This window comes from Pseudomonas simiae (assembly GCF_900111895.1).
GTDB classification, from domain to species: domain Bacteria; phylum Pseudomonadota; class Gammaproteobacteria; order Pseudomonadales; family Pseudomonadaceae; genus Aquipseudomonas; species Aquipseudomonas simiae.
The window spans coordinates 205121-229680 of the sequence record NZ_FOKB01000004.1; the positions used below are offsets into that span (position 1 = coordinate 205121).

The 24560-nt window shown below is 62.1% G+C and carries 21 protein-coding genes and 2 riboswitches; of the genes, 6 read left to right on the forward strand and 15 right to left on the reverse strand.

Annotated elements, in window-relative coordinates; translation table 11 throughout:
- Nucleotides 1–52: 52 nt before the first annotated feature.
- From zapE to BMZ57_RS14510, 3 genes are read right to left on the reverse strand one after another with little or no spacing between them, the layout of a single operon-like run.
- Nucleotides 53–1156, reverse strand: coding sequence for a cell division protein ZapE (zapE, locus tag BMZ57_RS14500; RefSeq protein WP_010210856.1), 1104 nt, complete (start codon nt 1154–1156; stop codon nt 53–55).
- A gap of 15 nt (nt 1157–1171) precedes the next feature.
- A complete protein-coding gene (locus BMZ57_RS14505; protein WP_010210857.1) occupies nt 1172–1507 on the reverse strand; it encodes a nuclear transport factor 2 family protein in 336 nt (111 codons plus the stop codon).
- Nucleotides 1508–1559: 52 nt separating this feature from the next.
- Nucleotides 1560–2276: a helix-turn-helix transcriptional regulator gene (locus BMZ57_RS14510; RefSeq protein WP_021491802.1), complete on the reverse strand. Its 717-nt coding sequence runs from the start codon at nt 2274–2276 to the stop codon at nt 1560–1562.
- Nucleotides 2277–2435: 159 nt separating this feature from the next.
- Here BMZ57_RS14510 and BMZ57_RS14515 point away from each other — a divergent pair, with 159 nt between their 5' ends.
- Complete coding sequence (locus BMZ57_RS14515; protein ID WP_010210860.1) at nt 2436–3482, forward strand: aldo/keto reductase; 1047 nt, start codon at nt 2436–2438, stop codon at nt 3480–3482.
- Nucleotides 3483–3534: 52 nt separating this feature from the next.
- Here the strand turns inward: BMZ57_RS14515 and pepN are convergent, their stop codons facing one another.
- Genes pepN through BMZ57_RS14545 form a run of 6 tightly spaced genes read right to left on the reverse strand, consistent with a single transcriptional unit; the run spans nt 3535 to nt 10035 of the window.
- Nucleotides 3535–6192 (reverse strand): aminopeptidase N, encoded by a 2658-nt coding sequence (gene pepN, locus BMZ57_RS14520; protein ID WP_010210861.1) that lies wholly within the window; start codon nt 6190–6192, stop codon nt 3535–3537.
- A gap of 13 nt (nt 6193–6205) precedes the next feature.
- Nucleotides 6206–7036, reverse strand: coding sequence for a DUF2797 domain-containing protein (locus BMZ57_RS14525; RefSeq protein WP_021491804.1), 831 nt, complete (start codon nt 7034–7036; stop codon nt 6206–6208).
- Nucleotides 7033–7293, reverse strand: a complete 261-nt coding sequence (locus BMZ57_RS14530; RefSeq protein ID WP_010210866.1) for a YeaC family protein — start codon at nt 7291–7293, stop codon at nt 7033–7035. Before BMZ57_RS14530 ends, BMZ57_RS14525 begins: the two co-directional genes overlap by 4 nt.
- Before the next feature lie 14 nt (nt 7294–7307).
- Entirely contained in the window at nt 7308–8177 is an 870-nt protein-coding gene (locus tag BMZ57_RS14535; RefSeq protein WP_021491805.1) for a rhomboid family intramembrane serine protease, read from the reverse strand.
- Entirely contained in the window at nt 8174–9148 is a 975-nt protein-coding gene (locus BMZ57_RS14540) for a metallophosphoesterase (RefSeq protein WP_373422413.1), read from the reverse strand. The genes BMZ57_RS14535 and BMZ57_RS14540 overlap by 4 nt, the downstream gene beginning before the upstream one ends.
- Nucleotides 9145–10035 (reverse strand): NAD(+) kinase, encoded by an 891-nt coding sequence (locus BMZ57_RS14545; protein ID WP_010210870.1) that lies wholly within the window; start codon nt 10033–10035, stop codon nt 9145–9147. The genes BMZ57_RS14540 and BMZ57_RS14545 overlap by 4 nt, the downstream gene beginning before the upstream one ends.
- A gap of 144 nt (nt 10036–10179) precedes the next feature.
- Between BMZ57_RS14545 and BMZ57_RS14550 the strand changes: the two genes are divergently transcribed.
- On the forward strand, nt 10180–11127 hold the full coding sequence (locus BMZ57_RS14550) for a DUF1853 family protein (protein WP_069672655.1): 948 nt from the start codon (nt 10180–10182) through the stop codon (nt 11125–11127).
- Between the two features lie 114 nt (nt 11128–11241).
- On the opposite strand, the gene BMZ57_RS14555 is transcribed toward BMZ57_RS14550, so the two are convergent.
- Genes BMZ57_RS14555 through cobW form a run of 4 tightly spaced genes read right to left on the reverse strand, consistent with a single transcriptional unit; the run spans nt 11242 to nt 17784 of the window.
- Nucleotides 11242–11844: a vWA domain-containing protein gene (locus tag BMZ57_RS14555; protein ID WP_069672713.1), complete on the reverse strand. Its 603-nt coding sequence runs from the start codon at nt 11842–11844 to the stop codon at nt 11242–11244.
- A 53-nt stretch (nt 11845–11897) separates the two neighbouring features.
- Nucleotides 11898–12896, reverse strand: a complete 999-nt coding sequence (locus BMZ57_RS14560; protein ID WP_021491684.1) for a magnesium chelatase ATPase subunit I — start codon at nt 12894–12896, stop codon at nt 11898–11900.
- Nucleotides 12897–12951: 55 nt separating this feature from the next.
- Nucleotides 12952–16713 carry a cobaltochelatase subunit CobN gene (cobN, locus tag BMZ57_RS14565; protein WP_069672656.1) on the reverse strand — a complete coding sequence of 1254 codons (3762 nt, stop codon included), beginning with the start codon at nt 16711–16713 and terminating at the stop codon, nt 12952–12954.
- Between the two features lie 3 nt (nt 16714–16716).
- Complete coding sequence (cobW, locus tag BMZ57_RS14570) at nt 16717–17784, reverse strand: cobalamin biosynthesis protein CobW (RefSeq protein WP_021491686.1); 1068 nt, start codon at nt 17782–17784, stop codon at nt 16717–16719.
- 93 nt (nt 17785–17877) lie between these two features.
- Nucleotides 17878–18077: riboswitch (cobalamin riboswitch) on the reverse strand.
- Nucleotides 18078–18555: 478 nt separating this feature from the next.
- A riboswitch (cobalamin riboswitch) is annotated at nt 18556–18760 on the forward strand.
- 96 nt (nt 18761–18856) lie between these two features.
- On the opposite strand from cobW, the gene BMZ57_RS14575 reads away from it, so the two are divergent.
- From BMZ57_RS14575 to cobM, 4 genes are all read left to right on the forward strand, one after another.
- Nucleotides 18857–19045: a CbtB domain-containing protein gene (locus BMZ57_RS14575; protein WP_010210882.1), complete on the forward strand. Its 189-nt coding sequence runs from the start codon at nt 18857–18859 to the stop codon at nt 19043–19045.
- 11 nt (nt 19046–19056) lie between these two features.
- Nucleotides 19057–19761, forward strand: coding sequence for a CbtA family protein (locus tag BMZ57_RS14580; RefSeq protein ID WP_010210883.1), 705 nt, complete (start codon nt 19057–19059; stop codon nt 19759–19761).
- Complete coding sequence (locus tag BMZ57_RS14585) at nt 19758–20150, forward strand: cobalamin biosynthesis protein (RefSeq protein WP_044287046.1); 393 nt, start codon at nt 19758–19760, stop codon at nt 20148–20150. The genes BMZ57_RS14580 and BMZ57_RS14585 overlap by 4 nt, the downstream gene beginning before the upstream one ends.
- A 70-nt stretch (nt 20151–20220) precedes the next feature.
- Entirely contained in the window at nt 20221–20967 is a 747-nt protein-coding gene (cobM, locus tag BMZ57_RS14590) for a precorrin-4 C(11)-methyltransferase (protein ID WP_010210885.1), read from the forward strand.
- Nucleotides 20968–21032: 65 nt separating this feature from the next.
- Here cobM and nfuA read toward each other — a convergent pair whose 3' ends face one another.
- Together nfuA and BMZ57_RS14600 are read right to left on the reverse strand one after the other, a co-directional pair.
- Nucleotides 21033–21617 carry a Fe-S biogenesis protein NfuA gene (gene nfuA / locus BMZ57_RS14595; RefSeq protein WP_003173594.1) on the reverse strand — a complete coding sequence of 195 codons (585 nt, stop codon included), beginning with the start codon at nt 21615–21617 and terminating at the stop codon, nt 21033–21035.
- 519 nt (nt 21618–22136) lie between these two features.
- Nucleotides 22137–24428, reverse strand: a complete 2292-nt coding sequence (locus tag BMZ57_RS14600; RefSeq protein WP_021491688.1) for a fatty acid cis/trans isomerase — start codon at nt 24426–24428, stop codon at nt 22137–22139.
- Nucleotides 24429–24560 lie beyond the last annotated feature (132 nt).

Consider the following 24560-nt stretch of genomic DNA (forward strand, 5'->3'; position numbering starts at 1 on the left):
TGTGCCGTTGAAAGCCGACAATCAGCCGATTCCTGTGTTTTTTCACACGCCCTCAGGCGAAACGCAGCAACTGCATTTCCCGCAGGCGGCTCAATGTCCGACGGAACGCAAACTCCAGGTAACCCTCGGTATAAAGACACTCCAGAGGTACCCGCGCCTCGATGAACAATGGCACCTTGCGGTCGTAGCACTCGTCCACCAGGGCGATGAAACGACGCACACTGTCATCGTGCACCGACAATTGCGGCAACTCGCGATCACCCGCCTCCACGCGCTGTGCGCCATCTTCGGTACCTCGGGCGATCCGGCCGGGGCGTTTTTGCGCACTGAGGTTGGGCACTTCACCCAACAGGATCGCCTTGAAGCGATCGCACAGCAGCATGAAATCCATCGCCGCGAGGGGTTGCTCGCACAGGTCCGCGTAATTGCACCAGAGCACTGTGTCGCTGGACTGCTGCGCGATGATCGAGCGATGACCGACAGTCACCGGCCCACTCTGCACCGCCTGCCCTTGCGCCAATTGCTTGAATACACCGGCCAGCGCGTCGGGTTGATTGACCCAATAGCGCTGAAACGCCACGCCCGGGTGCAAGCGGTGGTCCTTTTCGCCGTCCACGGCCACCACCTGCATATGCTGTTCTATTGCCGCAATGCCCGGCAAAAAACGCTCCCGGTTGAAGCCATCGGCGTACAACTGCCCAGGCGGTTGATTCGACGTGCAGACCATCACCACGCCTTCCTCGAACATCACCTGAAACAAGCGTCCCAGGATGATCGCGTCACCGATGTCATTGACGAACAGCTCATCGAAGCACAGCACGCGCACCTCCTGGCTCAGCTCGCGCGCCAGGGCCTGCAAGGGGTCATGGGTGCCTGTCAGTTGGAACAGCCGTTGATGCACCCACGCCATGAAGTGATGAAAGTGCTGGCGCCGCGCAGGCACCCGCAGGCTCTGGTAGAACTGGTCCATCAGCCAGGTCTTGCCACGCCCCACTGGCCCCCACAGGTAGACGCCGATGATTGGCGCACGCCCCCGATGTAGGGCTTCATGGCAGGCTTGCAGCGCGTCGACCGCTCGACGCTGAGCGTCGTCGGCAACGAAGCCCGGTTGAGCAATGGCGTATTGGTAGGCAGCGCGGGGCGAGTCGAAAGTCATGCCCGCCAGTATGACCTACAGGGAAATATCCAGTCGCGAAATCTTACCCTGCTCGTTCAATCGAAAGGTGTAGCGCAGCTCCAACGGGCTTCCGGGAAAATTGCCAGACACCACATTACTGACCAGCACCTTGCCCGTTCGGTGTTGCACCTTGAGCACTTCGACCCGCGGCTGGTAACGGCGCGCGGTGTCTTCCATCCAGCGCGCGATGGCAACGGTGCCGACTTGATGCTGCCCCTCATCGAACACATTGGCGTCGTCGGCAAAACAATCGGCGACAGCCGAGGTGTCACGGCTGTTGGCCGCCTCGAGGTAGGCCATGATGGCCGGCGCCAACTCGGGAATAGACATGGCACAGCTCCTTTGTAGGTGATTGGTGACGCCATGCTAAGCCAGGGTTGTGTCAGTTTTTGTCAGGAGTAAACGGCCCGTCCTCATTCTGTTCCATCAGCTTGCGCCAGGCCCGTAGCCAATCACTGCGCCGCCCCGGATAACGCTCGCCATGGGGTTGGGCACTGGCCACACGGTCGGTGCGGAAGGTGCGATACGCGCCACGCAATTCACACCAGGCGACGATCACCCGCACTTCGTTCAAGAACCCCAAGGCCAGGGGCCAAATCAGACGTTGGCTCTGGGTCTGGCTGGCGTCTGCGTAATCGATCTGCAATTTGGCCTGGCTGCGAATGGCTTCGCGAAACACGTTGAGGGGTACGCGGTTTTCCGGATAACCGAACCCTGGCGGGCCGGGCAATACCGTTGGGTTGCGCAAGGCTTCCTGAGCGGCCGGGTCGAGCACGTCGGCGATTTTCGCCAAAGCATTGGCGGCGGCGCGGCTGAGCACGTCATCACCGCGCTGATCCACGTAACGCAAGCCGAGCACGATAGCCTCGGTTTCCTCGGCGTTCAGCATCAAAGGCGGCAGAAACAGGCCGCTTCGCAACACATATCCAACCCCCGCCTCGCCGAAAATCGGCGCGCCCAATGCAGTCAATTCGGCAATGTCGCGGTAAAGCGTACGCTCGGACACCTCTAGCTGCGCCGCCAGCACGGCAGCAGTCACCGGGCGTTTCTTGCCCCGCAAGGCCTGGAGCAAAGTCAGTAGACGAGTGGTGCGCGACACGGGAATGCCTGCCGAGAAAAAAAGTGATGCAGCTTAGCAGAGCCCCCTGTCAGAAAACGTCAGCAGTGAAAAAGCCTCTTGACCGAATACATTACCAGCATCATATTTAATACATGTTGATAGACATGTATTAACCATCACAGCCTCAGGAGTCCTTCTATGCGCAATAAAGTCTTTGGCCGCCGCAGCGGTCTGCAGGTATCTGAACTGGCCTTGGGCACCGCTAATTTCGGTACGGGCTGGGGCCATGGCGCCGAACGCGATGAAGCCAAACAAATCTTCGACGGCTACCTTGAGGCCGGCGGCAACTTTCTCGATACCGCCAACGGCTACCAGTTCGGCCAGGCCGAAAAACTGCTGGGTGAGTTTATCGCCACCGAGCGTGACAACCTGGTGGTGGCCACCAAGTACACCTTGCGCTCCCAGCCATCGGATGAAGGCACGATCAGGCTGGGCAACAATCGCAAGAACCTGGTTCGCTCGGTGGAAGACAGCCTCAAACGCCTGAACACCGACCGGATCGACCTGCTCTGGGCGCACATGAGCGACAACGTCACGCCCATGGAAGAGATCCTGCGCGGCCTCGACGACCTGGTCCGCGCCGGCAAGATCCACTACGCCGGCCTTTCCAACTTTCCCGCCTGGCGTATTGCCCGCGCCGACCTGCTGGCCGAAGTGCGCAACTTCGCGCCGATCATCGGCATCCAGGTGGAATACAGTCTGGTCGAGCGCACCGCCGACCGCGAATTGCTGCCGATGGCCGAAGCCCTGGGCCTGGCTGCAACACTGTGGTCGCCCCTCGGCGGTGGCTTCCTGACAGGCAAGTACCGCAACACCCAGGACGACAACCGCGCCAACAAACTTGGGATCCTGGTGCACGCCGAACACAGCGCCCGTGAAACCGCCGTGCTGGATACCCTGCTGGCGGTCGCCGCCGAAGTTGAAGCCTCCCCGACCCACGTTGCCATCGGCTGGCTACGGGAAAAGGCGCGCCGCTCCACCACCGCACTGATCCCGATCCTGGGTTCGCGCACTCGCGCCCAACTGGACAGCACCTTGGGCGCGTTGAATGTGCAATTGTCGGCCGAGCACGTCACCCGTCTCGACCATGCCAGCGCCATACCACTGGGTGTACCGCACGGCATCATCGCCGAGCGTTTCCCCATCGATATCGGCCTGGACTCCCCTCGCCCGCCGGTTATCTGAGGCGAAAAAAAACGGCCTGTCGAACAGGCCGTTTTTTATTCATCGCTCCAGCTTAAGCCAGGCTCTTGCTGACCACTTCGAACACATCGCTCGACAGCTCACCAGACGACCGAATGCGCTCCAGCTCTGCCCTCATCAGCGCCTGGCGTGCGCTGTCGTATTTGCGCCAGCGGGTCAACGGCGCCAACTGCCGCGAAGCGATCTGCGGATTGAAACCATTCAACTCGATCACCAGGTCCGCCAGGAAGCGATAACCCGAACCGTCCGCCGCGTGGAAGTTGATCAGGTTCTGCCCGGCAAAGGCCCCCATCAAGGCGCGCACCTTGTTGGGGTTCTTGATGTTGAACGCCGGGTGTTCCATCAACGCCTTCACGCGCGCCAGCCCGCCCGGCAAGGTGCTGCCGGCCTGCACGCTGAACCACTGGTCCATGACCAACGGGTTGTCCTTGAAGTTCTCGGCAAACACCGCCAGGGCCTGGGCCTTCTCCGCTTCGAACGGCGAATTCACCAGCACCGCCAGCGCGGTCAGGCGCTCGGTCATGTTGTCGCTGGTGTCGAACTGCTCGAGAGTCGCCGCCAACACTTCCGGCTTGCCGCTGAGCATCAGGTACGACAGCGCGATGTTTTGCAATGCGCGACGGGCGAAGTGCTCGGCGGCCGCCACGTACGGCGTTTGCTTGGACAGCTCGCGATTGGCCTGGTAACGCAGCCACAGGGCTTCATGCAGGTTATCCGCCAATTGCTTGCGCGCAAACTCGCGGGCGGCGTGGATGGCATCCACATCCGCCACCTCGCTGATTTCGGTCAGGTAGGCTTCACCCGGCAGCGACAGCATCTCCGCAACCATCGCCTGGTCCAGGCTTTCGTCGCTCAACACGCTGCGCAGCGCGGTGATCAAGCGCTGATCCATGTGCAACGCCTGGCCCTGTTGATGCTGGGCAATCAGTTCCTGCAACACCTGCACCGACAACTGCTGGCCGGCATCCCAGCGGTTGAAACCGTCGCTGTCATGCTGCATCAGGAACATCAGTTGATCGCGGTTGTACGGGAAACTCAGCTTGACCGGCGCAGAGAACCCGCGCAGCAGCGAAGGCAACGGTTGCTCAGGGATATCAACGAACGTGAAGGTCTGCTCGGCCTCGGTCACCGAGATCACGCGCGACGTGGCGCCAGCGGTCGCTTCACCGGCCAGGCGCAAGGCCATACTGCTGCCCTTAGCGTCCAGCAAGCCCAATTCCACAGGGATCACGAACGGCAGTTTTTCCGCCTTGTCCGGGGTTTCCGGGCAGCTCTGGCGGAAGGTCAGGCTGTAGGTTTTGGCCACCGCATCGTAGGACTCGCTCACCGCCAGACGTGGCGTGCCGGCCTGGCTGTACCAGCGTTTGAACTGCGTCAGGTCGGCGCCGTTGGCGTCTTCCATGGCCTTGATGAAGTCGTCGCAGGTCACGGCCTGGCCATCATGGCGTTCGAAGTACAGATCGCTGCCTTTGCGGAAGCCTTCGGCACCGAGCAAGGTGTGGATCATGCCCACCACTTCGGAGCCTTTTTCATACACGGTCAGGGTATAGAAGTTGGAGATTTCGATGAAGCTGTCCGGCCGCACCGCGTGGGCCATCGGGCCGGCGTCTTCGGCGAACTGGTGGGTGCGCAAGTACGCCACGTCCTGGATGCGCTTGACCGTGGCCGAGTTCATGTCGGCGGAGAAGCCCGAATCACGGAACACGGTGAAGCCTTCCTTGAGCGACAGCTGGAACCAGTCGCGGCAGGTCACGCGGTTACCCGACCAGTTGTGGAAGTATTCGTGGGCGACGATCGCCTCGACCCGCTGGTGCGCGGCGTCGGTAGCGGTTTCGGCACGGGCCAGCACGGCACTGGAGTTGAAGATGTTGAGGCCCTTGTTTTCCATGGCGCCCATGTTGAAGTCGTTCACCGCCACGATCATGAAGATGTCGAGATCGTACTCGCGACCATAGGTTTCTTCGTCCCAGCGCATGGACTTCTTCAGGCTGGTCATCGCGTGCTGGCACTTGTCGATGTTTTCCGGCTCGACGTAGATACGCAGCGCTACGACACGGTCAGTCATGGTGGTGAACGTATCTTCGACACACCACAGGTCACCTGCAACCAGGGCAAACAGGTACGCCGGTTTCTTGAACGGGTCTTCCCAGGTTGCCCAGTGGCGGCCGTCTTCGCCAGGACCGCTGGCGATCGGGTTGCCGTTGGACAGCAGGATCGGGTAGCGATGCTGTTCGGCGATGACCGTGGTGGTGAAGGTACTCATCACGTCCGGGCGGTCGAGGTAGTAAGTGATCTTGCGGAAACCTTCGGCCTCGCACTGGGTGCAGAACATGCTGCCGGACTTGTACAGGCCTTCCAGGGCGGTGTTCGTTTCCGGGTGGATTTTTACCGTGGTGTCCAGGGTAAAACTCGCACTTTTCGGCTGGACCGTCAGGTGGCTGTCGGTCAGTTGGTAGTCATCAGCGCCGAGTGCTTGATCGGCAAGGTTCACGCTCAACAATTCCAGCTGTTGTCCATCCAGCACCAACGGCGGCAACCCCGCGCCGCGCTCAGGGTTGCGGCGCATCACCAGCTGCGCGTGGACCAGGCTGTGGTCCTCGAACAACTCGAAGGTCAGGTGCGTCTCTTCGATCAGGTAGTCCGGCGCCTGATAGTCCTTCAGGTAAATCATCTTCGGTTGTTCGGTGCGCATGGGTGGCATCCTTCTACTGATGCACGGCGAGCTGGTAGGCCGTGTACTTACGAATATTGATAACGCCGGTGTCGAAGATCAGGTATTGGCCCTTGATCCCCAGCAGCGTGCCTTCGGCAATCGGGTTCTTGTCCAGGTTGAAGCTGACGATCTTGGCCGGATACTGCTCCACCGGGTAGCGGATTTCGATCGGTTCGATGTCGGTCACCGGTTGGATGGCCTGCAGGCCAAAGCGTTCCTGCAAACCGAGCAAGCCTTCGGCGCAGGAAGCGAACAGCTCATCGCGCACCTGCTTGAGGTCGACCGCTTGGGCGTCGCCCTTGAGCAGCGCGCGCCAGTTGGTTTTGTCGGCCACCTGACTGCGGAACAGGTCTTCGACGAACCCGGACTGCTGGCGCGTCGCCACGCGCATGATCGGCAGCGCCTGGCTTGCACCCTGGTCCAGCCAGCGCGTCGGCAACTGGGTGGCGCGGGTGATGCCAACCTTGATCCCCGACGAGTTCGCCAGGTACACCACGTGGTCGGTCATGCAGAATTTTTCGCCCCAGCCCGGATCGCGGCAGGTGCCGGCATCGTAATGGCAACGCTCGGGGCTCATGATGCACAGGTCACACTGGGCCAGCTTGGTCATGCACGGGTAGCAGTAACCCTGGCTGAAGCTGGTCTTGGTCTTGCGGCCGCAATGGCTGCAATGAATGGCACCAAGGTATTCCAGGCGCACGTGAGTACCGATCAATGGATTGACCGGTACCTCGGCATCGCCTAGGCGAAACGCATATTGAACGGTCGGCTCACCGAGTTGCGCCGACATTTTGCTGACTGCACCGCGACCAATTTCAATCAATGGATCGCATCCGACTTGAACAGGATGTTCGGCACCGGCGCGGACTTGGACGCACATTCCTGCGGGCCCATGTAGCCGGTGCGCTGGTCTTCCGGCAGGTTCTGGATTTCCCAGGCGATCATGGCCTGCAACGACAGTTCGCGCTGTTCGGCAGAGAGCTTGCGGCCATCGGACCATTTGCCGATCTCCACGGCGAGCTTGAGGCTCTCGTAGATGTCCGGCGTGATGTTTTCGATCATTTCAGCAAAAGAGGACATAAGGCTCTTCCTTATCAAATAGACGCTTTGCGGCGGCTGTATAGCCCACCCAGCAAACCCGTCAGGCAACCGATAACCAGGCCGCCGACATGGGCAGCGTTGGCGATTTCGCCGAAACCGATCATCGAGACCAGCCCCGACAGGCAGAGCAGCAGCCATACCAGCATCATCACCAGCACCCCGCGGGGCAAGCGATAGGCCGGGTTAGGCGACAATAATTGAAAAATCCAGCAATGCCCGAGCAGGCCATACAGCACGCCGGACAACCCACCGAACAGGCCGGGGCCGCCATAAGCATATTGAGCGTAGTTGGACACCAGGCTGAACAACAGCGTCAGGCCCAGCAAGTTGATGCTGCCCTGGCGCGCTTCGATGCGCCGGCCCAGTTCCCAGTACCACATGCCGTTCATGGCCAGGTGCAGGATGCCAAAGTGGATCAGCATCGGGGTGACCAGCCGCCACCACTGCCCCGCCGCCAGGCTATCGGCCAGCGGCGTGAACTGGATGTACTCGCCGACGATGCGAAATGGCAGGAACGTCAGCCAGCTCATGGCTTGCAGGTTTTCACCGAGCAAGGTCACGGCGCCAACAATGATACTTGCCAGCAGCACCAAAGCGGTCAACGGGCTGTGCCGCAGTTGCTGAATGAACCCGGGCCGCTTGACCGGAGCCTGCTCGGGAATATCCAGTTGCTGGTCCGGGTCCCCGGCAGGAAAGCGTTGGTACAGTACGCGCACGTCGTCGCTGATGTTCTCGGGCACCCACAACACCTGCTCACCCGCCTCTTCACTGACACGATGGGGGACTTGCATACGTTGCAGCAGCAGGACAAAGCCGCCCAGGTCGACGCTCAAGGGTAAGCGTAATACCGCCACAGCACTCATTTGATGACCTCGGGCCGCTCAACGTCGACCCATACGAATTTATTCGGATCCAGCCGCGTCTCCTGATCCAGACGGTAGGCCACCAGCTTGCCATACAGCACTGCGCTGTAGTCCAGGCAGGCCAGGTTCGGTCGGATCGGCGCCGGTTTGCCGCTGCGCCAGTAATGGCCGACGAACAGCAAGGGTTCGTCGACGCCGTAGCGCAGCAGGGAATTCTTTTCGGTGGACGACAACGGCGTACGCGCCACCGGTTCCGGCAAGGCGTCGGGCTGGAACACGATATCGCCGTAGGTCTTGGGGTCGTCTTCCCAGAACTTGGTGCGGAAGAATGAGCGCGTCAGGCCATCGCCACCGGTCAGCGTCAAGCCATCCGGCAGGCGCATGTCGGTGCCACGCAGCAGGCGGTCGAACGCATTACAGGCAAAACTGCCCGGTACGGCGGCGGCCTGCAGGAAATGCTGGTCGATGCATCCGTTCGGAAAAGTCGCGCGCAGCGGATCGATAAAGCCGTTATCCCAGCAGGCGTGCACCACGCGGAAGCGTCCGGCATCGACAAACAGCGGCATGTCGTAGAACCAGCCGAGGAAGTCGTGCCAGTCGGCCGGGTGCTGTTCGAATTGGGTCAGGGTCTCGTGGATCAACCGCGCGTGCCGTGGGTTGTGCTCGCGCACGAACTGTTTGCCACTGCCTGGCGGTGCGGGCGTGGTCCAGCCCAGGGCGTTGAACTCATGGTTGCCCATGATGCACAGCGCCTGGCCGGCCTCGGCCATGTCGTGGACGATGTGCAAGGCCTCGCGGATGCGCGGGCCACGGTCGATGATGTCGCCGAGGAACACCGCCATGCGCGACGGGTGACGCCAGGTGCCGCCCTGCTTGTGGTAGCCCAACAGGTCGAGCAGGTGCTCAAGGGTATGGGCGCAACCGTGCACGTCACCAATCAGGTCGTAGCTACGCGCGGGATCGAGCATCAGTCGCCTCCACCCCCCAAGCGGCTGCCCCAGCCCAGCTTGGTGCGGCACACTTCGTAGTAGTTGTGGTCCAGCGGGTGGATCAACCGCAACTTCTGTGCCTTCTTGCTCACGGTGATGGTGTCACCGGGGGCGCAGGTGAAATGGTTCTGCCCGTCACACGACACCTGGGGGTAGATCTGCATGTCTTTGGACACCACGATTTTCAGCTCACTGTTGCCATCGACCACAATAGGCCTGCTCGACAACATATGGGGGTACATCGGCACGATCACAATGGCATCCAGCTTGGGATGCATGATCGGGCCGCCCGCCGACAGCGCGTAGGCCGTGGAGCCGGTAGGCGTGGCAACGATCAGGCCGTCGGCCTTCTGGCTGCACACGAACTGGCCGTCTATATAGAGCTCGAACTCGATCATCCGCGTGGACTTGCCGGGGTGCAGCACCACGTCATTCAAGGCATCGCCCTGGCCGATGGCTTCGCCGTGGCGACGCACTTCAGCTTGCAGCAGGAAGCGGTTTTCCACCAGGTAATGGCCGTCGAGCACCTTGGCCACTTCGACTTCCAGGTCATCGGGGCGGATATCGGTGAGGAACCCCAGGCTGCCACGGTTGATCCCCAGCACCGGCACGTTATGCCGAGCCAAGGCCCTGGCCGCACCCAGCAGGCTGCCATCGCCACCGACCACAATCACCATGTCACAGACTTCGCCGAGCATCTTGCGCGATGAAGTCTGCAGGCCGTGGCCGGGGAGGATTTCAGCGATGGTGTCTTCGAGGATCACATGCAGATGGCGTTCCAGCAGGAATTTTTTCAGCCGGCGGACGGTGTCCAACACCTGGGTACTGCCCAGGCGACCGATAATGCCGATATTGCGAAATTGCTCCATGGGGCTCCTGCGGGATGTGGGGTGTGGCAAAAAGAAGGATTATGGGCGAAAGGCCGCCCCAGGCAAAATCCTTTGTCGCCATGAAGCCTTGATGACAATAGTTCTCAGCCACCCATGCAACCTTTAAACGGCTATGCTCGGACCATGACTGTGTTCCCGGATCTGCACACCCTGCCCCGACAGCTGCGCCACCCCGAAGTGCGCGACCTGGCGTGGGTGATGCTCGCCCCGCCGATGCTCGCGCACACGCCGTGGCCGCAACGCCACCCGCTGGCCGGCAGCGATTGGGTGCAGGCACCGCATCAACTGGAACGCTGGCTGCGCCAACTTGATCAGGACAGCGGCGCCTTGCAGCAATGGCTCAGCCTGTCACGCACGCGGCGCCTGGGCCTCTATTACGAACGCCTGTGGCAGTTCGCGGTGCAACATGCGCCGGGTGTGGAATTGCTGGCCGCCAACCTGCCGATCCGGCGTGCCGGGCATACCCTGGGCGAGCTGGACATGCTGCTGCGTGACCGCGATGGCGTGCATCACCTGGAGCTGGCGATCAAACTTTATCTTGGGCCACAGGATGGCCACGGCCAGGACACGGCGCAATGGCTGGGACCGGGTTGCCATGATCGGTTGGACCGCAAACTGGCTCATCTGGCCCAGCATCAACTGCCGATATCAGCGCGTGCGGAAAGCCGCGAGGCGTTGGCGGCGCTGGATATACAGCAATTCGATGCGCATTTGTGGCTGGGCGGTTACCTGCTCTACCCCTGGCCCGGCCAGGCTCAAGCCCCCGTCGGCGCCCATCCGCAGCACCTGCGTGGGCGCTGGTTGCATCAGCGCGATTGGCAAGCGTTTGTCAGCCTCAGCCAGCCGGGCCGCTGGCAACCCCTGCCCCGGCATGCGTGGCTGGCGCCGGCGCATTACCCGGCGGATCAGGTGTGGAGCGAGGCGCAGATGCAAGGCTGGCTGGCCGACCTGGACCCCATGGCCCCGGCGCAGTTGCTGGTGCGGCTGGTGCAGGTGGGTGAGGATTGGGAGGAAGCTGAACGGCTGTTTCTGGTGGCGGACCTTTGGCCGAATGTGCCGGGGGCGGGCTGAAGGATTTTTGGTGTATTGGAGGGCCTTATCGCAGGCAAGCCAGCGGCCACATTTTGACTGCACCGCCGATCAAATGTGGGAGCTGGCTTGCCTGCGAAAGCGATCGTCCAGGCGCTACAAGTCATCGATATGCCGATAATCCAGCTGCAACCCAGCCGCCAGCTCTTGAGCCCGACCCAACCTGATCGGCCCACGCTCGATATCCACCAGCACGCCAGGGCACTCCAGCAACGCTAACCCGGCGATATCCTTGAGTCGTCCGTCAGTGATCACCAGCAACCGCTGTTGCTCAGCCGGGTAACGCGCACGCCGCAGTGCCAGCCAATGCCTGGCCTCTACAAGCGCCGCGAGTAATGGCGTGCCGCCGCCCGCGCCCAACTGGTCCAGCCAACCCGCCAAGCCCTTCGCCGCCTTCAATCCCTGGACCTGCCAGTTGGGCGAATGCCCGCTGGCCGTCAACAACGCCATCCGTGCCCGCTGGCGGTAGGCATCATCAAACAAATGCGCCAACACGCCCTTGGCGTCGGAAAGCGCGTGATGTCGCCGGGTGGACGCCGACGCATCGACAATCACCAGCCACAACGCGGGGGCCGAACGACTGCGCAGGTGATAAAGCAGATCCTCACGGGTTTGCGGGCGCCCACCGAGCAAGGTGCCCGGCCAATTGATCGAGCCCTGTTTCGCGCTGCGCGCCTTGCCGTGCCTGCCTCTGTCCAGTTGCCCCGCGTTGGGGCGGGCATCCGCCCCCGCGTCAGGTCGGGGGCGAATGCCTAGGGCTTTTTTGGCCAGGCCGGCACATCGCGGCGTGCGCCCGTGGGCAAGGCCGGTGCGGGCATATCGCCCCATTGGCCTTGGCCTGGGGAAGCGTCGGAGGACTTGGGCGATTGCCCTTCACTCGGTGGGCTCGATGGAGTGGCCTGCTCTTGGCGGCGATGGCGCAAGGCAAACTCCGCCACAGCTTCAATATCTTCCTCGCCGATAGCATGGGCACCCCGCCAGGCGGCATGGGCCCGAGCGCCGCGCAACCAGACCAGGTCCGCACGCAACCCGTCGACGCCCGCAGCGAAGCACCGTTCGGTGATCCGAGCCAGCGTCTCATCGTCCAGCGCGATGGCATCCAGCCGCGCCCGCGCCTGAGTGCAGCGCTCTCGCAAGGCTGCCTGCGACTCATCCCATTGTGCGCAGAACGCCGCCGGGTCGCTGTCGAAATCCAGGCGACGACGAATGATCTGCCCACGCTCGACCGGCAAGGTCTGCCCACTCAACGCCACGTTGAAACCGAAACGGTCGAGCAGCTGCGGTCGCAACTCACCTTCCTCCGGGTTCATGGTGCCGATCAGCACGAAGCGCGCCGAATGGCGATGGGAAATACCATCGCGCTCGATCAGGTTGGTGCCGCTGGCGGCCACGTCCAGCAGCACATCCACCAAGTGGTCGGGCAGCAGGTTGACCTCATCGACGTACAATACGCCGCCATCGGCCTTCGCCAAGACCCCGGGTGAGAACTGCGCCCGCCCCTCGCCCAACGCGGCGTCCAGGTCCAGCGTGCCCACAAGGCGCTCTTCGGTGGCGCCCAAAGGCAACGTCACGAACTGACCACTGGCCAACAGGTCCGCCAAACCGCGCGCCAAGGTCGACTTGGCCATGCCGCGCGGACCTTCGATCAGCACACCGCCGATCTTCGGGTCGATGGCAGTCAGGCACAGCGCCAGTTTCAGGTCATCGGCGCCGACTACGGCGGACAGCGGGAAATGGGGAATATCAGTCATGCGATCCCTCTTCAAATTCTGCGACACAAGCCTGCTCACCACAACGAGCCCGCCTTTAGCCGTCCTCTTCTATATCCAGCAACAGGTTTTCCAGCGCCTCGCGATACGCCCCCGGCTCCTGCCACATGCTCCGCTGCTGGGCTTCGAGCATGCGCTCGGTCATGTCCCGCAAAGCGTCGGGGTTGTGTTGCTGCACAAAGGCGCGGGTGTCGGGGTCGAGCAGGTAGGCATCGGCCAGCAGCGCGTATTGATGATCGTCGATCAGCGCCGTGGTGGCGTCGAAAGCGAACAGGTTGTCCACGGTCGCCGCCATCTCGAATGCACCTTTATAGCCATGGCGCTTCACGCCTTCGATCCACTTGGGGTTGGCGGCGCGGGAGCGGATCACCCGGTTCAGCTCTTCCTTCAGAGTGCGGATCTTCGGCAGGTCCGGTTGGCTGTGGTCACCATGGTAGCTGGCGGCCTTGTCACCGCTGAGGGTTTCCACGGCAGCGAGCATGCCGCCCTGGAATTGGTAGTAGTCGTTGGAATCCAGCAGGTCGTGCTCACGATTGTCCTGGTTCTGCAGCACCGCCTGCACCTGGCTCAAGCGCTGAGCGAATTGCGCACGGGCGGCGGTGCCTTCATCGGAACCTCCATAGGCGTAGCCGCCCCAGTTGAGGTAAACCTCGGCCAAGTCCTCACGGCTTTGCCACAGGCGACCGTCGACCGCGCCCTGCACGCCCGCACCATAGGCGCCCGGCTTGGCGCCGAAAATGCGCCAACCGGCTTGTTTCGCCGCAGCTTCTGCGTCCAGGCCAGATGTGAGCAACGCCTCACGCTCACTGCGCACCTTGGCGGCCAGCGGGTTCATATCGTCCGGTTCATCCAGCGCCGCCACTGCCTGCACCGCGGCGTCGAACAGGCGGATCAGGTTGGCGAAGGCATCGCGGAAGAACCCGGACACACGCAGGGTCACGTCGACACGCGGGCGGTCCAGCAGGCTGATCGGCAGTATTTCAAAATCATCCACCCGTTGGCTGCCGGTCGCCCACACCGGGCGCACGCCCATCAGCGCCATGGCCTGGGCGATGTCGTCGCCGCCGGTGCGCATGGTGGCAGTGCCCCATACCGACAGGCCGAGTTGGCGCAGGTGGTCGCCGTGGTCTTGCAAATGTCGCTCGAGAATCAGGTTGGCGGATTGAAAGCCGATGCGCCAGGCCGTGGTAGTGGGCAGGTTGCGCACGTCGACGGTGAAAAAATTGCGACCCGTCGGCAGCACATCCAAACGTCCGCGGCTCGGCGCGCCACTTGGGCCGGCAGGCACAAAACGGCCACTGAGGGCATCCAGCAAGCCACACATTTCCGCCGGGCCACAAGCGTCCAGACGCGGCGCCACCACGATGCGCAGGCTTTCGATAACGGCCTTCACATCCTCCCAACCGGGCTCTTCCAGCTGTTCAAGCGGCCCCTCCAGCGCCTGTTCGATCAGCCGCGCGGCATACAGCTCCAGGCGCTCGCGGGTATCGCCGGCGGTGCGCCACAACTGCGCATCGATCTTCTGCAAGACCTGGGGACGGCGCCCGGTCCAGGGCTCGGCCAAAGCGCAATCCAGCGGATCAAAGCCCAAGTCAAAGGCCTTGGCCAACACACGCAGCAGACTCGATTGCGGACCACGGCCATCGCCACGCGGGATGCGCAGCAAGGCCAGCAAAGTATCGATACGCAGGCGACCTGCCGGCGACTCGCCAAAGATGTGCAGGCCATCGCGGATCTGCGACTCTTTCAAGTCGCACAGGTACGTGTCCAGGCGCGGCAGCCAGACGGCGGCGTCGGCGTCGCTCTCCAGCTCAAGTTCCTGGTCGATGCGGGTTTCGCGCACCAGCTTGAGGATGTCTTTCTGCAACTCCAGGGCGCGACGCGGATCCAGCAGTTGCGCTTCGTAGTACTCGTCCGCCAGCAGCTCAAGGTTACGCAGGGGGCCGTAGGTTTCGGCACGGGTCAGGGGCGGCATCAAGTGATCGATGATCACCGCCTGGGTGCGTCGCTTGGCCTGGGCGCCCTCGCCCGGATCGTTGACGATAAACGGGTAGATATTCGGCAGCGGCCCCAGCAGCGCATCGGGCCAGCAGTTTTCCGACAAGCCGACGCCCTTGCCCGGCAACCATTCAAGGTTGCCATGTTTGCCTACATGGATCACGCCGTGGGCACCGTAGGTGTGGCGCAACCAGAAGTAGAACGCCAGGTAACCGTGGGGCGGTACCAGGTCCGGGTCGTGGTAAACGGCGCTGGCGTCCACCTGATAACCCCGCGCCGGCTGGATACCGACGAACGTCAGGCCCAGGCGCAGGCCGGCGACCATCATGCGGCCATCGCGGAACATCGGGTCGTGATGAGGCGTGCCCCAGCGCTCCAGCACCGCCTGGCGATTGGCCGCGGGCAAGCGGCTGAACATCGCCTCGTAGTCCTCCAGGCCCAGGCTTTGGTGGCAGGGGCGCAGGTCGAGGCTGTCGAGGTCATTGGTAACGCCGCCGAGCAAAGCGTGGATCAGTGCCGTGCCGCTTTCCGGCAATGCATCCGACACCGGGTAGCCTTCGGCCTGCAGGGCACGCAGGATATTCAACGCCGCCGCCGGCGTATCCAGGCCGACACCATTGCCGATACGACCGTCGCGGGTCGGGTAATTGGCGAGGATCAGCGCGATGCGCTTGTCGCCATTCGGCACTCGCGCCAACTCGACCCAGCGCCGCGCCAGCTCAGCAACAAAATCCATGCGCTCCGGCGCGGCGCGGTAGCACACCACATCCGACTGGCTGCGCTCACTGCGCCAGGCCAGGTCCTTGAAGCTGATCGGCCGGCTGATGATCCGCCCGTCCAGCTCCGGCAAGGCAATGTGCATCGCCAGGTCGCGGGGGCCAAGACCTTGGTCGCTCGCTTCCCAGCCGGGCTGGTTGTCCTGGGCGCAGATCGCCTGGATCACCGGGATATTGCGGCGAAACGGCCGCAAGTGCGGCGCTTCCGGGCTGGACTGGGCGAAGCCGGTGGTGTTGAGAATCACCGCCGCGCCGACCTCGTCCAGCAGGTCCTCGACCACCGCCAGGCAGCCGGGTTCTTTCAAACTGGCCACCGCCATCGGCAACGGGTTGAGACCCGCCGCCTGCAAGCGCTGGCAGAACACATCGATAAAACCGGTATTGGCTGCCTGCAAATGCGAGCGATAGAACAACACCGCCGCCACCGGCCACTCGGCATTCCAGTCGGCCTGCCAATCATTCAGCCGGGCGCTGGCACGGTGCGGGTGATAAATCGCCGTGCGCGGCAAGGTTTGCGGCTCGGCCCAGGCGTAATCACGGCCCAGGTAAGTGCTGGCCAGGCAGCGATAGAAATCCAGGGCATTGCCCAGGCCGCCCTGGCGCAGGAAGTGCCAGAGGCGATCACGCTCTTCGGCGCCGACGGTACTTAGTCCGCTGAGCTCAGGGTCCGGGCGATCATCCCCCGGCACCAGAATCAGTTGAACGCCACGCTCGGCCAATTCCACCAGACGCTCAATGCCGTAACGCCAATAACCGATGCCACCATGCAGGGAAATCAGGATGACCTTGGCGTGGCGCAGCACCTCATCGACATACAGGTCGACCGAGGCATGGTTCTGCACCTGCATCGGGTTGGCCAAGCGAAAGCTGGGGTAATCGTCCGGCAACTGCTGGGCCGCTTCGGCCAGCAGCGCCAGGCTGGAATCGCCGCTGCACAGGATCACCAGATCAGCGGGGGTTTGTCCGAGGTCGGCAATATTGTCGTCCGAGACGAAACCACCGGGCTGGGTCCTGAGCAGGTGCATGGGTTAAACGCTGAGGGCTGCGCGCAGTTGCGCTTCAAGGCCCGCCGCGTCGAGGTCCTGACCGATCAGCACCAAGCGTGTGATGCGTGCTTCGTCCGGGCCCCAGGCACGGTCGAAGTGCTTGTCGAAACGCGTACCCACCCCTTGGATCAGCAGGCGCATCGGCTTGTTCGGAATCGCAGCGAAGCCTTTGACGCGCAGGATGCCGTGTTGCACCACCAACTGGGTCAGGGCGTCGAGCAGCAGCGCTTCATCGGCCTGCGGCAGGTCGATGGAGATGGAGTCGAAGGCGTCGTGATCATGGTCATGATCGTCTTCACCGTCATGGTGATGGTCGTGATGACTGTGGCGACCGTCGATATGCTCTTCGGAGCCGGCACCCAGGCCGATCAGCACGTCCAACGGCAAACGACCGCTGCTGGCTTCAATGATCTTCACCGCGGGCGGCAGTTCTTCCGCGACTTCCAGGCGCACACGGGCCAGGTCTTCAGGGCTGATCAGGTCGCTCTTGTTGAGGATCACCAGGTCGGCGCTGGCCAGTTGGTCGGCGAACAGCTCATGCAGCGGCGACTCGTGGTCCAGGTTCGGGTCGAGCTTGCGCTGGGCATCCACCTGGTCCGGGAAAGCGGCGAAGGTGCCGGCGGCCACGGCCGGACTGTCGACCACGGTGATCACAGCGTCGACGGTGCAGGCGCTGCGGATTTCCGGCCACTGAAAGGCTTGTACCAACGGTTTTGGCAGGGCCAGGCCGGAGGTTTCGATGAGGATATGGTCGAGGTCGCCGCGACGGGCCACCAACTCGCGCATCACTGGAAAGAACTCTTCCTGCACGGTGCAGCACAGGCAGCCATTGGCCAACTCGTAGACGCGGCCGTTGGCTTCTTCTTCGGTGCAGCCGATGGAGCACTGCTTGAGGATTTCACCGTCGATACCCAGTTCGCCGAATTCGTTGACGATCACGGCGATGCGACGGCCCTGGGCGTTATCGAGCATGTGGCGCAGCAAGGTAGTCTTGCCCGAGCCGAGGAAGCCGGTGACGATGGTGACGGGGAGTTTGGCCAGTGTTTTCATCGGATGCCCTTGGGGGCGGGCATACGGGACGATAGGCCCTGCGACGGCGCGCAGCAGCGGATTTCGTCACCGGATCACCCCGCCCGGTTGAAGTAGAAAATCGGTTGCGAGGCAGGTCTCCTGGCTTGGGGCTTGCGGGTCTTGCGACCGGCGCTGGCTGCGCCTTCCCGCCTTGTCGGCAGTGGCGTGGCAGTCAGCTGAACCCTTTACAGTTGCGGGGGCAGCCGCGGCTTGGACCGCGTTCCCTTCTTAGCTTCGGCCTGGGCCGAAGAACCTCGAAGGGTGTAAGGCTACGCAGTGCTTGGGGGATGGTCAATGATGGGGTTGGATTGGTTGGGTTAGTGTACATATCCGTTTCTGCGGTGATGGCTGCTATGGGTTCCGCCCTTACGGCGGGTCACTTTGGAAAAGAGCCCCAAAGTAACCAAAGGGCTCTTGCCCCAACACTCGGCACCTCGCTCACGCTCGGTGTGCCCGTAATCCGACAGGGATTTGGGGGGCCACCGCCACGCGCCATCCATGGCGCGGGGCGGCTAAACCGGCATCCCTGCCGGTTTACCCCCCAAATCCCTGTCGAATTCCGGCCAGCGTGTTTGACGGGGCGCTTAGGATCAAGATCAAGATCAAAAGCAAAAGCACAGCGGCCTGACAGCCGGCTTGAGTGGTGTAGAGCAAAGGCGGTTCGCTGTAGGAGCGGAACCCATTTCAGCCATCATCGCAACAAGGGATATGTACACACCCCAATTGACTCCCCTCCCACCCCCATGCTCTCCTACACATCTTGTTTCGGGTGCCCTTCACAGGGTGAAACGGGAAACCGGTGCGTCATAGCGATATGACCAGTCCGGTGCTGCCCCCGCAACGGTAAGCGAGTGAAGCGTCAGATCCACTGTGCCTCGACGGCATGGGAAGGCGATGCTTATTAGGCACATTGCCCCTCGCAAGCCCGGAGACCGGCCCGAAAAATTCAGATAACAAACCCGCGGTGGGCGGGCGCTGTTCAAACCCTGCGTGCCTGGCTCGCGGGGTTTCCATGCGCTCGTTTCACCCAGACACCTGAAAGGGACGCGCCATGTCGATCGTCAGCAGCACCTCGCACTCCGCCAGCAGCACCGCCACCCTGAGCCAACGCCTGACCGCCGCCATCGGCGCGTCGATCCTTGGTGCGTGCCTGGTGTACTTTGCCGGTTTCTCGCACATCGAGGCCGTGCACAACGCTGCCCACGATACCCGCCACAGCGCTGCGTTCCCGTGCCACTGAGACCTGCCGACATGATCAAGCGTATCGCGCAAACTGCAGGTTTCACCGGCCTGCTGGCCGCCCTGTTGCTGACCTTGCTGCAAAGCTTCTGGGTCGCCCCGCTGATTCTGCAGGCGGAAACCTTTGAAAAGGCCCCGGCCGCCACCGAAGTGGCCCACGAACACACCGAAGGCGCTGCCGCCCACACCCACGATGCCGAAGCCTGGGAGCCGGAAGACGGCTGGCAGCGCGTGCTCTCCACCACAGGCGGTAATCTGGTGGTCGCGGTCGGTTTTGCGCTGATGCTGGCCGGTCTCTACACACTGCGCGCGCCAACCCGCACCGCCCAAGGCCTGCTGTGGGGCTTGGCCGGTTACGCAACCTTCGTGCTGGCACCGACGATGGGCCTGCCGCCTGAGCTGCCGGGCACCGCCGCCGCGGACCTGGCGCTGCGCCAGACCTGGTGGATCGGCACTGCGGCTTCTACGGCTGCCGGCATCGCTTTGATCGTATTTGGTCGTAACTGGCTGTTGAAAGTGCTGGGCGTGGCGATCCTCGCCGTCCCCCACGTGATCGGCGCGCCACAGCCCGAAGTGCATTCGATGCTGGCACCGCAAGCCCTGGAAGCACAATTCAAGATCGCTTCACAGTTGACCAACGTCGCTTTCTGGCTCGCACTGGGCCTGATCAGCGCGTGGCTGTTCCGCCGCAACCGTGACGACCAATACTCGGCATGACCCTGGTGATCGGCCTGGGTTTCCAGCAGGGTTGCGATCTTCACACCTTGCTGGCGCTGTTCGATTCGGCCCTCGCCGAGGGCGGTATCGAGCGTCACCGCATTAGCGCGCTGGCCAGTATCGATCGCAAACAGAATGAACCGGGGTTACTGGCTCTGGCCCAGAGGCTGAACCTGCCACTGCAGTGTTTCAGCGCCGAGCAACTGGCGGCGTTTGAACACCGCCTGAGCCACAAATCCGACATCGCTTTTGCCCACACCGGCTGTTATGGCATCGCCGAAAGCGCCGCGCTGGCACTCGCCGAGCACCTTGCAGGCAGCCCTGCCCGCCTGTTGATCACTCGCAAAAAAACCGCCCAAGCCACCTTTGCATTAGCCTGCGCCGGCTAAAATCCCGATAATTGCCGCCCCCGATCATGAACAACATTCATGCTCGCCCGTTTTTTCGACAGGAACCACCATGACCGTCTACTTCATCGGCGCAGGCCCCGGCGACCCGGAATTGATCACCGTCAAAGGCCAGCGGCTGATCCGCAGTTGCCCGGTAATCATCTATGCCGGCTCATTGGTTCCGGCGGCGGTATTGGACGGCCATTCGGCGCTAACGGTGGTCAACAGCGCCGAATTGCACTTGGAACAGATCATTGACCTGATCAAAACCGCCCACGACAACGGCCAGGACGTGGCCCGCGTCCATTCCGGTGACCCGAGCCTGTATGGCGCCATTGGCGAACAGATCCGCCATCTGCGGGAGCTGGGCATTCCCTTCCAGATCATTCCCGGCGTCACCGCCGTGGCCGCCTGCGCCGCCCTGCTGGAAACCGAGCTGACCCTGCCCGATATCGCCCAAAGCGTGATCCTGACCCGCTATGCCGACAAAACCCGCATGCCCGCCGGCGAGGATTTCGACAGCCTGGCCCGGCATGGCACCACCATGGCGATTCACCTGGGGGTCAATCACCTGGAGAAGATCGTCGCTGAGCTGCTGCCGCACTACGGCGCGGATTGCCCGATTGCCGTGGTGCACCGGGCAACCTGGCCGGATCAGGATTGGGCGATGGGCACGTTGAGTGACATTACCGAGAAGGTGGCGGCCAAGGGCTTTCGGCGCACGGCATTGATTGTGGTGGGCCGGGTGTTGGCAAGTGACAGCTTCAGTGAGTCGTCGCTGTATCGCGCGGGCCATGCTCATCTTTACCGCCCCTGAAACCCAGGCATAAAAAAACGGCGCTCACGGGGCGCCGTTTTTTCTGCTCGCAGTGAACGCCTTATTCAGTAGTAGGCGTTTTCTTTCTGCGTGTGGTCGGTCACGTCACGCACGCCCTTGAGCTCTGGAATACGCTCCAGCAAGGTGCGCTCGATGCCTTCACGCAGGGTCACGTCCGCCTGGCCACAGCCTTGGCAGCCGCCGCCGAATTTCAACACCGCAATGCCGTCTTCGACCACGTCGATCAGGCTGACCTGGCCGCCGTGGCTGGCCAGGCCTGGGTTGATCTCGGTCTGCAGGTAGTAATTGATGCGCTCGTTCACCGGGCTGTCGGCGTTGACGTTCGGCACCTTGGCGTTTGGCGCCTTGATGGTCAACTGGCCGCCCATGCGGTCGGTGGCGTAGTCGACCACGGCGTCGTCGAGGAAGGCTTCGCTGAAGGCATCGATGTACGCGGTGAAGCTTTTCAGCCCCAGGGCGGTGTCTTCAGGTTTCTCTTCCCCAGGCTTGCAGTAGGCAATGCAAGTCTCGGCGTATTGGGTGCCGGGTTGGGTGATGAAGACGCGGATGCCGATACCCGGGGTGTTCTGCTTGGACAGCAGGTCAGCCAGGTAATCGTGGGCGGCGTCGGTAATGGTTATGGCAGTCATGGAAACTCCTCACAGGCTTGCCAGCAGTTTACGCCAAAATATTACGCAGGTACAAAGTCCTAGTGTTTTTGTCGGGATAGGTTTTTTGGGGGGGTGTACATATCCGTTATTTGGGTGATGGCTGCTATGGGTTCCGCTCTTACGGCGGGTCACTTTTGAAAAGAGTCCAAAAGCAACCAAAAGGCTCTTGCCCCAATACTCGGTGTGCCCGTAATCCGACAGGGGTTTGGGGGACCGCAAGAGCACGGCGGCCTGAGTGGTGTAGAGCAAAGGCAAGGGCAAACGCAGTCCCTGTAGGAGCTGGCTTGCCTGCGATGGTGGTTAACGATGACGCGGGTAACCAGACAAAACGCGGCGTTCTCACGTTTTTCGCCGGCAAGCCGGCTCCTACAAAGGACGAAAAGCGTATCCACGATGCGAAGCGAGTCGCGCTTGCTCTGGCTTTTGATCTGAGGCGCCGTAAGGGCGGAACCAATATCAGCCGTTACCGCAGCAACGGATATGCACTCCGAAAAGATCTCACAAGTTCTGATACCGATTCATATCCAACACCCCCTCTTCCACCGGCGTAGTCTCCCGAATGTACTGCGACACATCATGGAAGTACTGCCAAAACAACGGATGACTGCGCCGCACACCCCAGCGGTCCACAATCTTCTCGAAACGCTTGGCATCCTTGGCCTGCTCCATTTCAGCCACAAACTCCGGCACTTCCTGGGCAGGGATATTGAACATAAAGTTCGGATAGCTGCTCAGCACGCCAGGATAAATCGTCACCGTGTCCAAGCCCGGCTGATAGCGATAAGCCTCACCCAGCAGAAACGCCACGTTACTGTGGGCACGATTGCGCAGCATGCTGTAGAGCACACGCTTACCGCTGGCGGTCTCGACACGCAACATCGTCGCTTCAGGCAGTTGGTCGATGACCTTGAGCCCGGCGGCCGGGCGTGAAGTCAGGCGGCTCAGCGCCTGCTCCGCATCCTGAATGGCTGGGTCCACGCCGTCACGCGAGCAATAGGCGCCCGTGCAGCGGTTGATCGGATCCGGGCTCGCATTCAAATCGCCATAACGCGTGAGCAACTGGTTGGCAAAGTCGCGCTTCGGATCGTTTTCATTCAGGTGCAGGCCAGTGGGTTTATCGTCATCAATGGCTTCATAGTCCAGCCATAGCTTGAGCTTGCCGCTGTTCTGGTACCAGTCATCCAAGAAGCCCTCGCGGGAATCGGCCGGCATCAGGCGCAGGAAGTTCTGCTCGGCACCGTTGCGAATCAGGTCGAAATACAACCGGGTCTGGGCCTGGTGCGACACGTTGCCGAACACATCGAAGTTCACCGCCAACTGATAATAGGTGCGCTCCAGCAGCGGGTAGTCGAACAGCCACAGGGTTTGCGGCACCTCGCCAATCAGGCCTTTGGTCACCGAAGCGCTGTCGAAGTGGCGGAAGATGCTCAGCAAGGCATTGTCATTGCCCGCCCACAGGGTCGACCAGCTTGGCGGCGGCAAGTCAGCATAGCTGTCGCGGCGCAGGGCCTCGTATTCATTACGTTTGTCGCGGTACGCCAGCCACAGGCTGAGCACGCTGCCGACGTCATCGTTCTGCCCCGGCATCGCCAGCAACGGCGTGGCCTGGCCGCGATAGCGCGCATCGGTGATGTACAGGTCGTGGTCCGGGTCTTGGAACAGGGTCCAGAAGTTGTCACGGATCACGTCCGTGGCAATCTGCCCACGGCACACCGGCCCACGGATAAAGGTGCGTACGAAGTATTCGGCGTTGTCCAGCATGAACTGGTAACGCGCCTTGGCCGGGATGGCTTCGAAGGTTTCGAAGGGGTTGGCGCGACGGCCTGGGCCATAGCCCGGCAAGGCGTTGACCTGCCAGTTGCCGGCGTAGAACAGTTCTTTGATCCGCGCCATCTTCTGGGCACTGAACGGGTACGCGATGTGGGTTTTATGCACAATCACACCCTGCACCGGCCACAGGCGGTAATACACACGGGTGCCTGGATCATCATTGGGGCGACGGGTGGCGATCAGATCGATCGGCTGGCCGCTGGGCGTACGCGAACGCACCCACTGGAAGAAATGCCCCGGTTCGCCGTTTTCGAAGTAGATGTGCGCGAGAAACAGATGTTCGAACAACCAGCGCGCCACCAGGCTCTCCCGCGCACCCGGCTGGTTGAACAGGTTTTCCCACTGCTGCACCTGCAGGGCTTCCTTGGCGCTGGGCGCCAGGCCTTGTTCATCGATAGGAGCGCCGGACGCGAGCCAGCGTTGCAGGGTCTGGTATTGCTGGTCCGTCAGGCCGGTGACCGCCAGCGGCATGCCTTCCTTGGGATGGGCACCGGCGTAGGCATTGAACTCGCCGGGCATGGCGCACATGTTTTCACGGTTCAGGCCCAGTACGATATCTTGAGGCAACTTGGCGTTGGGTTGCAGCGGTGCGTTATGGCCCAGCTCCAGCATGCGTGCCATCAAGGCCGCCTGGCTGCCCTGGGCGTCCAGCACCGAGTAAAAGCCCTTTTGCTGCCAGGCCTGCTTGCCAAAGGCGTCATAGAACAGCCGTGTGGTCGGGGTCGCCTGGCTGCGCTCGCCATCATAGACCGGCACTTTGTTTGCACCCCGGGCCGCGCCCTCGCCACTGCCCAGGTTGAGCTGGCAGGCGGAGTCGTAGCAGGCGTGGCAGGCCACGCACTTCTCGGTAAAGATTGGTTGAATGTCGCGAGTGTACGAAATCGCCGGGGCGGGTCCGTCAGCCTGTGCGATGCAAGCGACCAGCGCCAGGACGGCGCTGGTGATGAGGCGAAGTGACATGTATCGGGTCCCGGTTCAATGCGTGCGCTGAAAATTTGCCGGTGATTCTACCGGGCCATACTCCCCAGCAACATGAACGATATTCATGCAAAAACTGCGCATGCTCTAAATCGGCACAGGTTTGTTATGATT

Coding starts and splice junctions, on each gene's coding strand:
- zapE (WP_010210856.1), bottom strand. CDS start 1,156: ATGACTTTCGACTCGCCCCGCGCTGCCTACCAATACGCCATTGCTCAA.
- BMZ57_RS14505 (WP_010210857.1), bottom strand. CDS start 1,507: ATGTCTATTCCCGAGTTGGCGCCGGCCATCATGGCCTACCTCGAGGCG.
- BMZ57_RS14515 (WP_010210860.1), top strand. CDS start 2,436: ATGCGCAATAAAGTCTTTGGCCGCCGCAGCGGTCTGCAGGTATCTGAA.
- pepN (WP_010210861.1), bottom strand. CDS start 6,192: ATGCGCACCGAACAACCGAAGATGATTTACCTGAAGGACTATCAGGCG.
- BMZ57_RS14530 (WP_010210866.1), bottom strand. CDS start 7,293: ATGTCCTCTTTTGCTGAAATGATCGAAAACATCACGCCGGACATCTAC.
- BMZ57_RS14535 (WP_021491805.1), bottom strand. CDS start 8,177: ATGAGTGCTGTGGCGGTATTACGCTTACCCTTGAGCGTCGACCTGGGC.
- BMZ57_RS14545 (WP_010210870.1), bottom strand. CDS start 10,035: ATGGAGCAATTTCGCAATATCGGCATTATCGGTCGCCTGGGCAGTACC.
- BMZ57_RS14550 (WP_069672655.1), top strand. CDS start 10,180: ATGACTGTGTTCCCGGATCTGCACACCCTGCCCCGACAGCTGCGCCAC.
- BMZ57_RS14560 (WP_021491684.1), bottom strand. CDS start 12,896: ATGACTGATATTCCCCATTTCCCGCTGTCCGCCGTAGTCGGCGCCGAT.
- cobN (WP_069672656.1), bottom strand. CDS start 16,713: ATGCACCTGCTCAGGACCCAGCCCGGTGGTTTCGTCTCGGACGACAAT.
- cobW (WP_021491686.1), bottom strand. CDS start 17,784: ATGAAAACACTGGCCAAACTCCCCGTCACCATCGTCACCGGCTTCCTC.
- BMZ57_RS14575 (WP_010210882.1), top strand. CDS start 18,857: ATGTCGATCGTCAGCAGCACCTCGCACTCCGCCAGCAGCACCGCCACC.
- BMZ57_RS14580 (WP_010210883.1), top strand. CDS start 19,057: ATGATCAAGCGTATCGCGCAAACTGCAGGTTTCACCGGCCTGCTGGCC.
- BMZ57_RS14585 (WP_044287046.1), top strand. CDS start 19,758: ATGACCCTGGTGATCGGCCTGGGTTTCCAGCAGGGTTGCGATCTTCAC.
- cobM (WP_010210885.1), top strand. CDS start 20,221: ATGACCGTCTACTTCATCGGCGCAGGCCCCGGCGACCCGGAATTGATC.
- nfuA (WP_003173594.1), bottom strand. CDS start 21,617: ATGACTGCCATAACCATTACCGACGCCGCCCACGATTACCTGGCTGAC.
- BMZ57_RS14600 (WP_021491688.1), bottom strand. CDS start 24,428: ATGTCACTTCGCCTCATCACCAGCGCCGTCCTGGCGCTGGTCGCTTGC.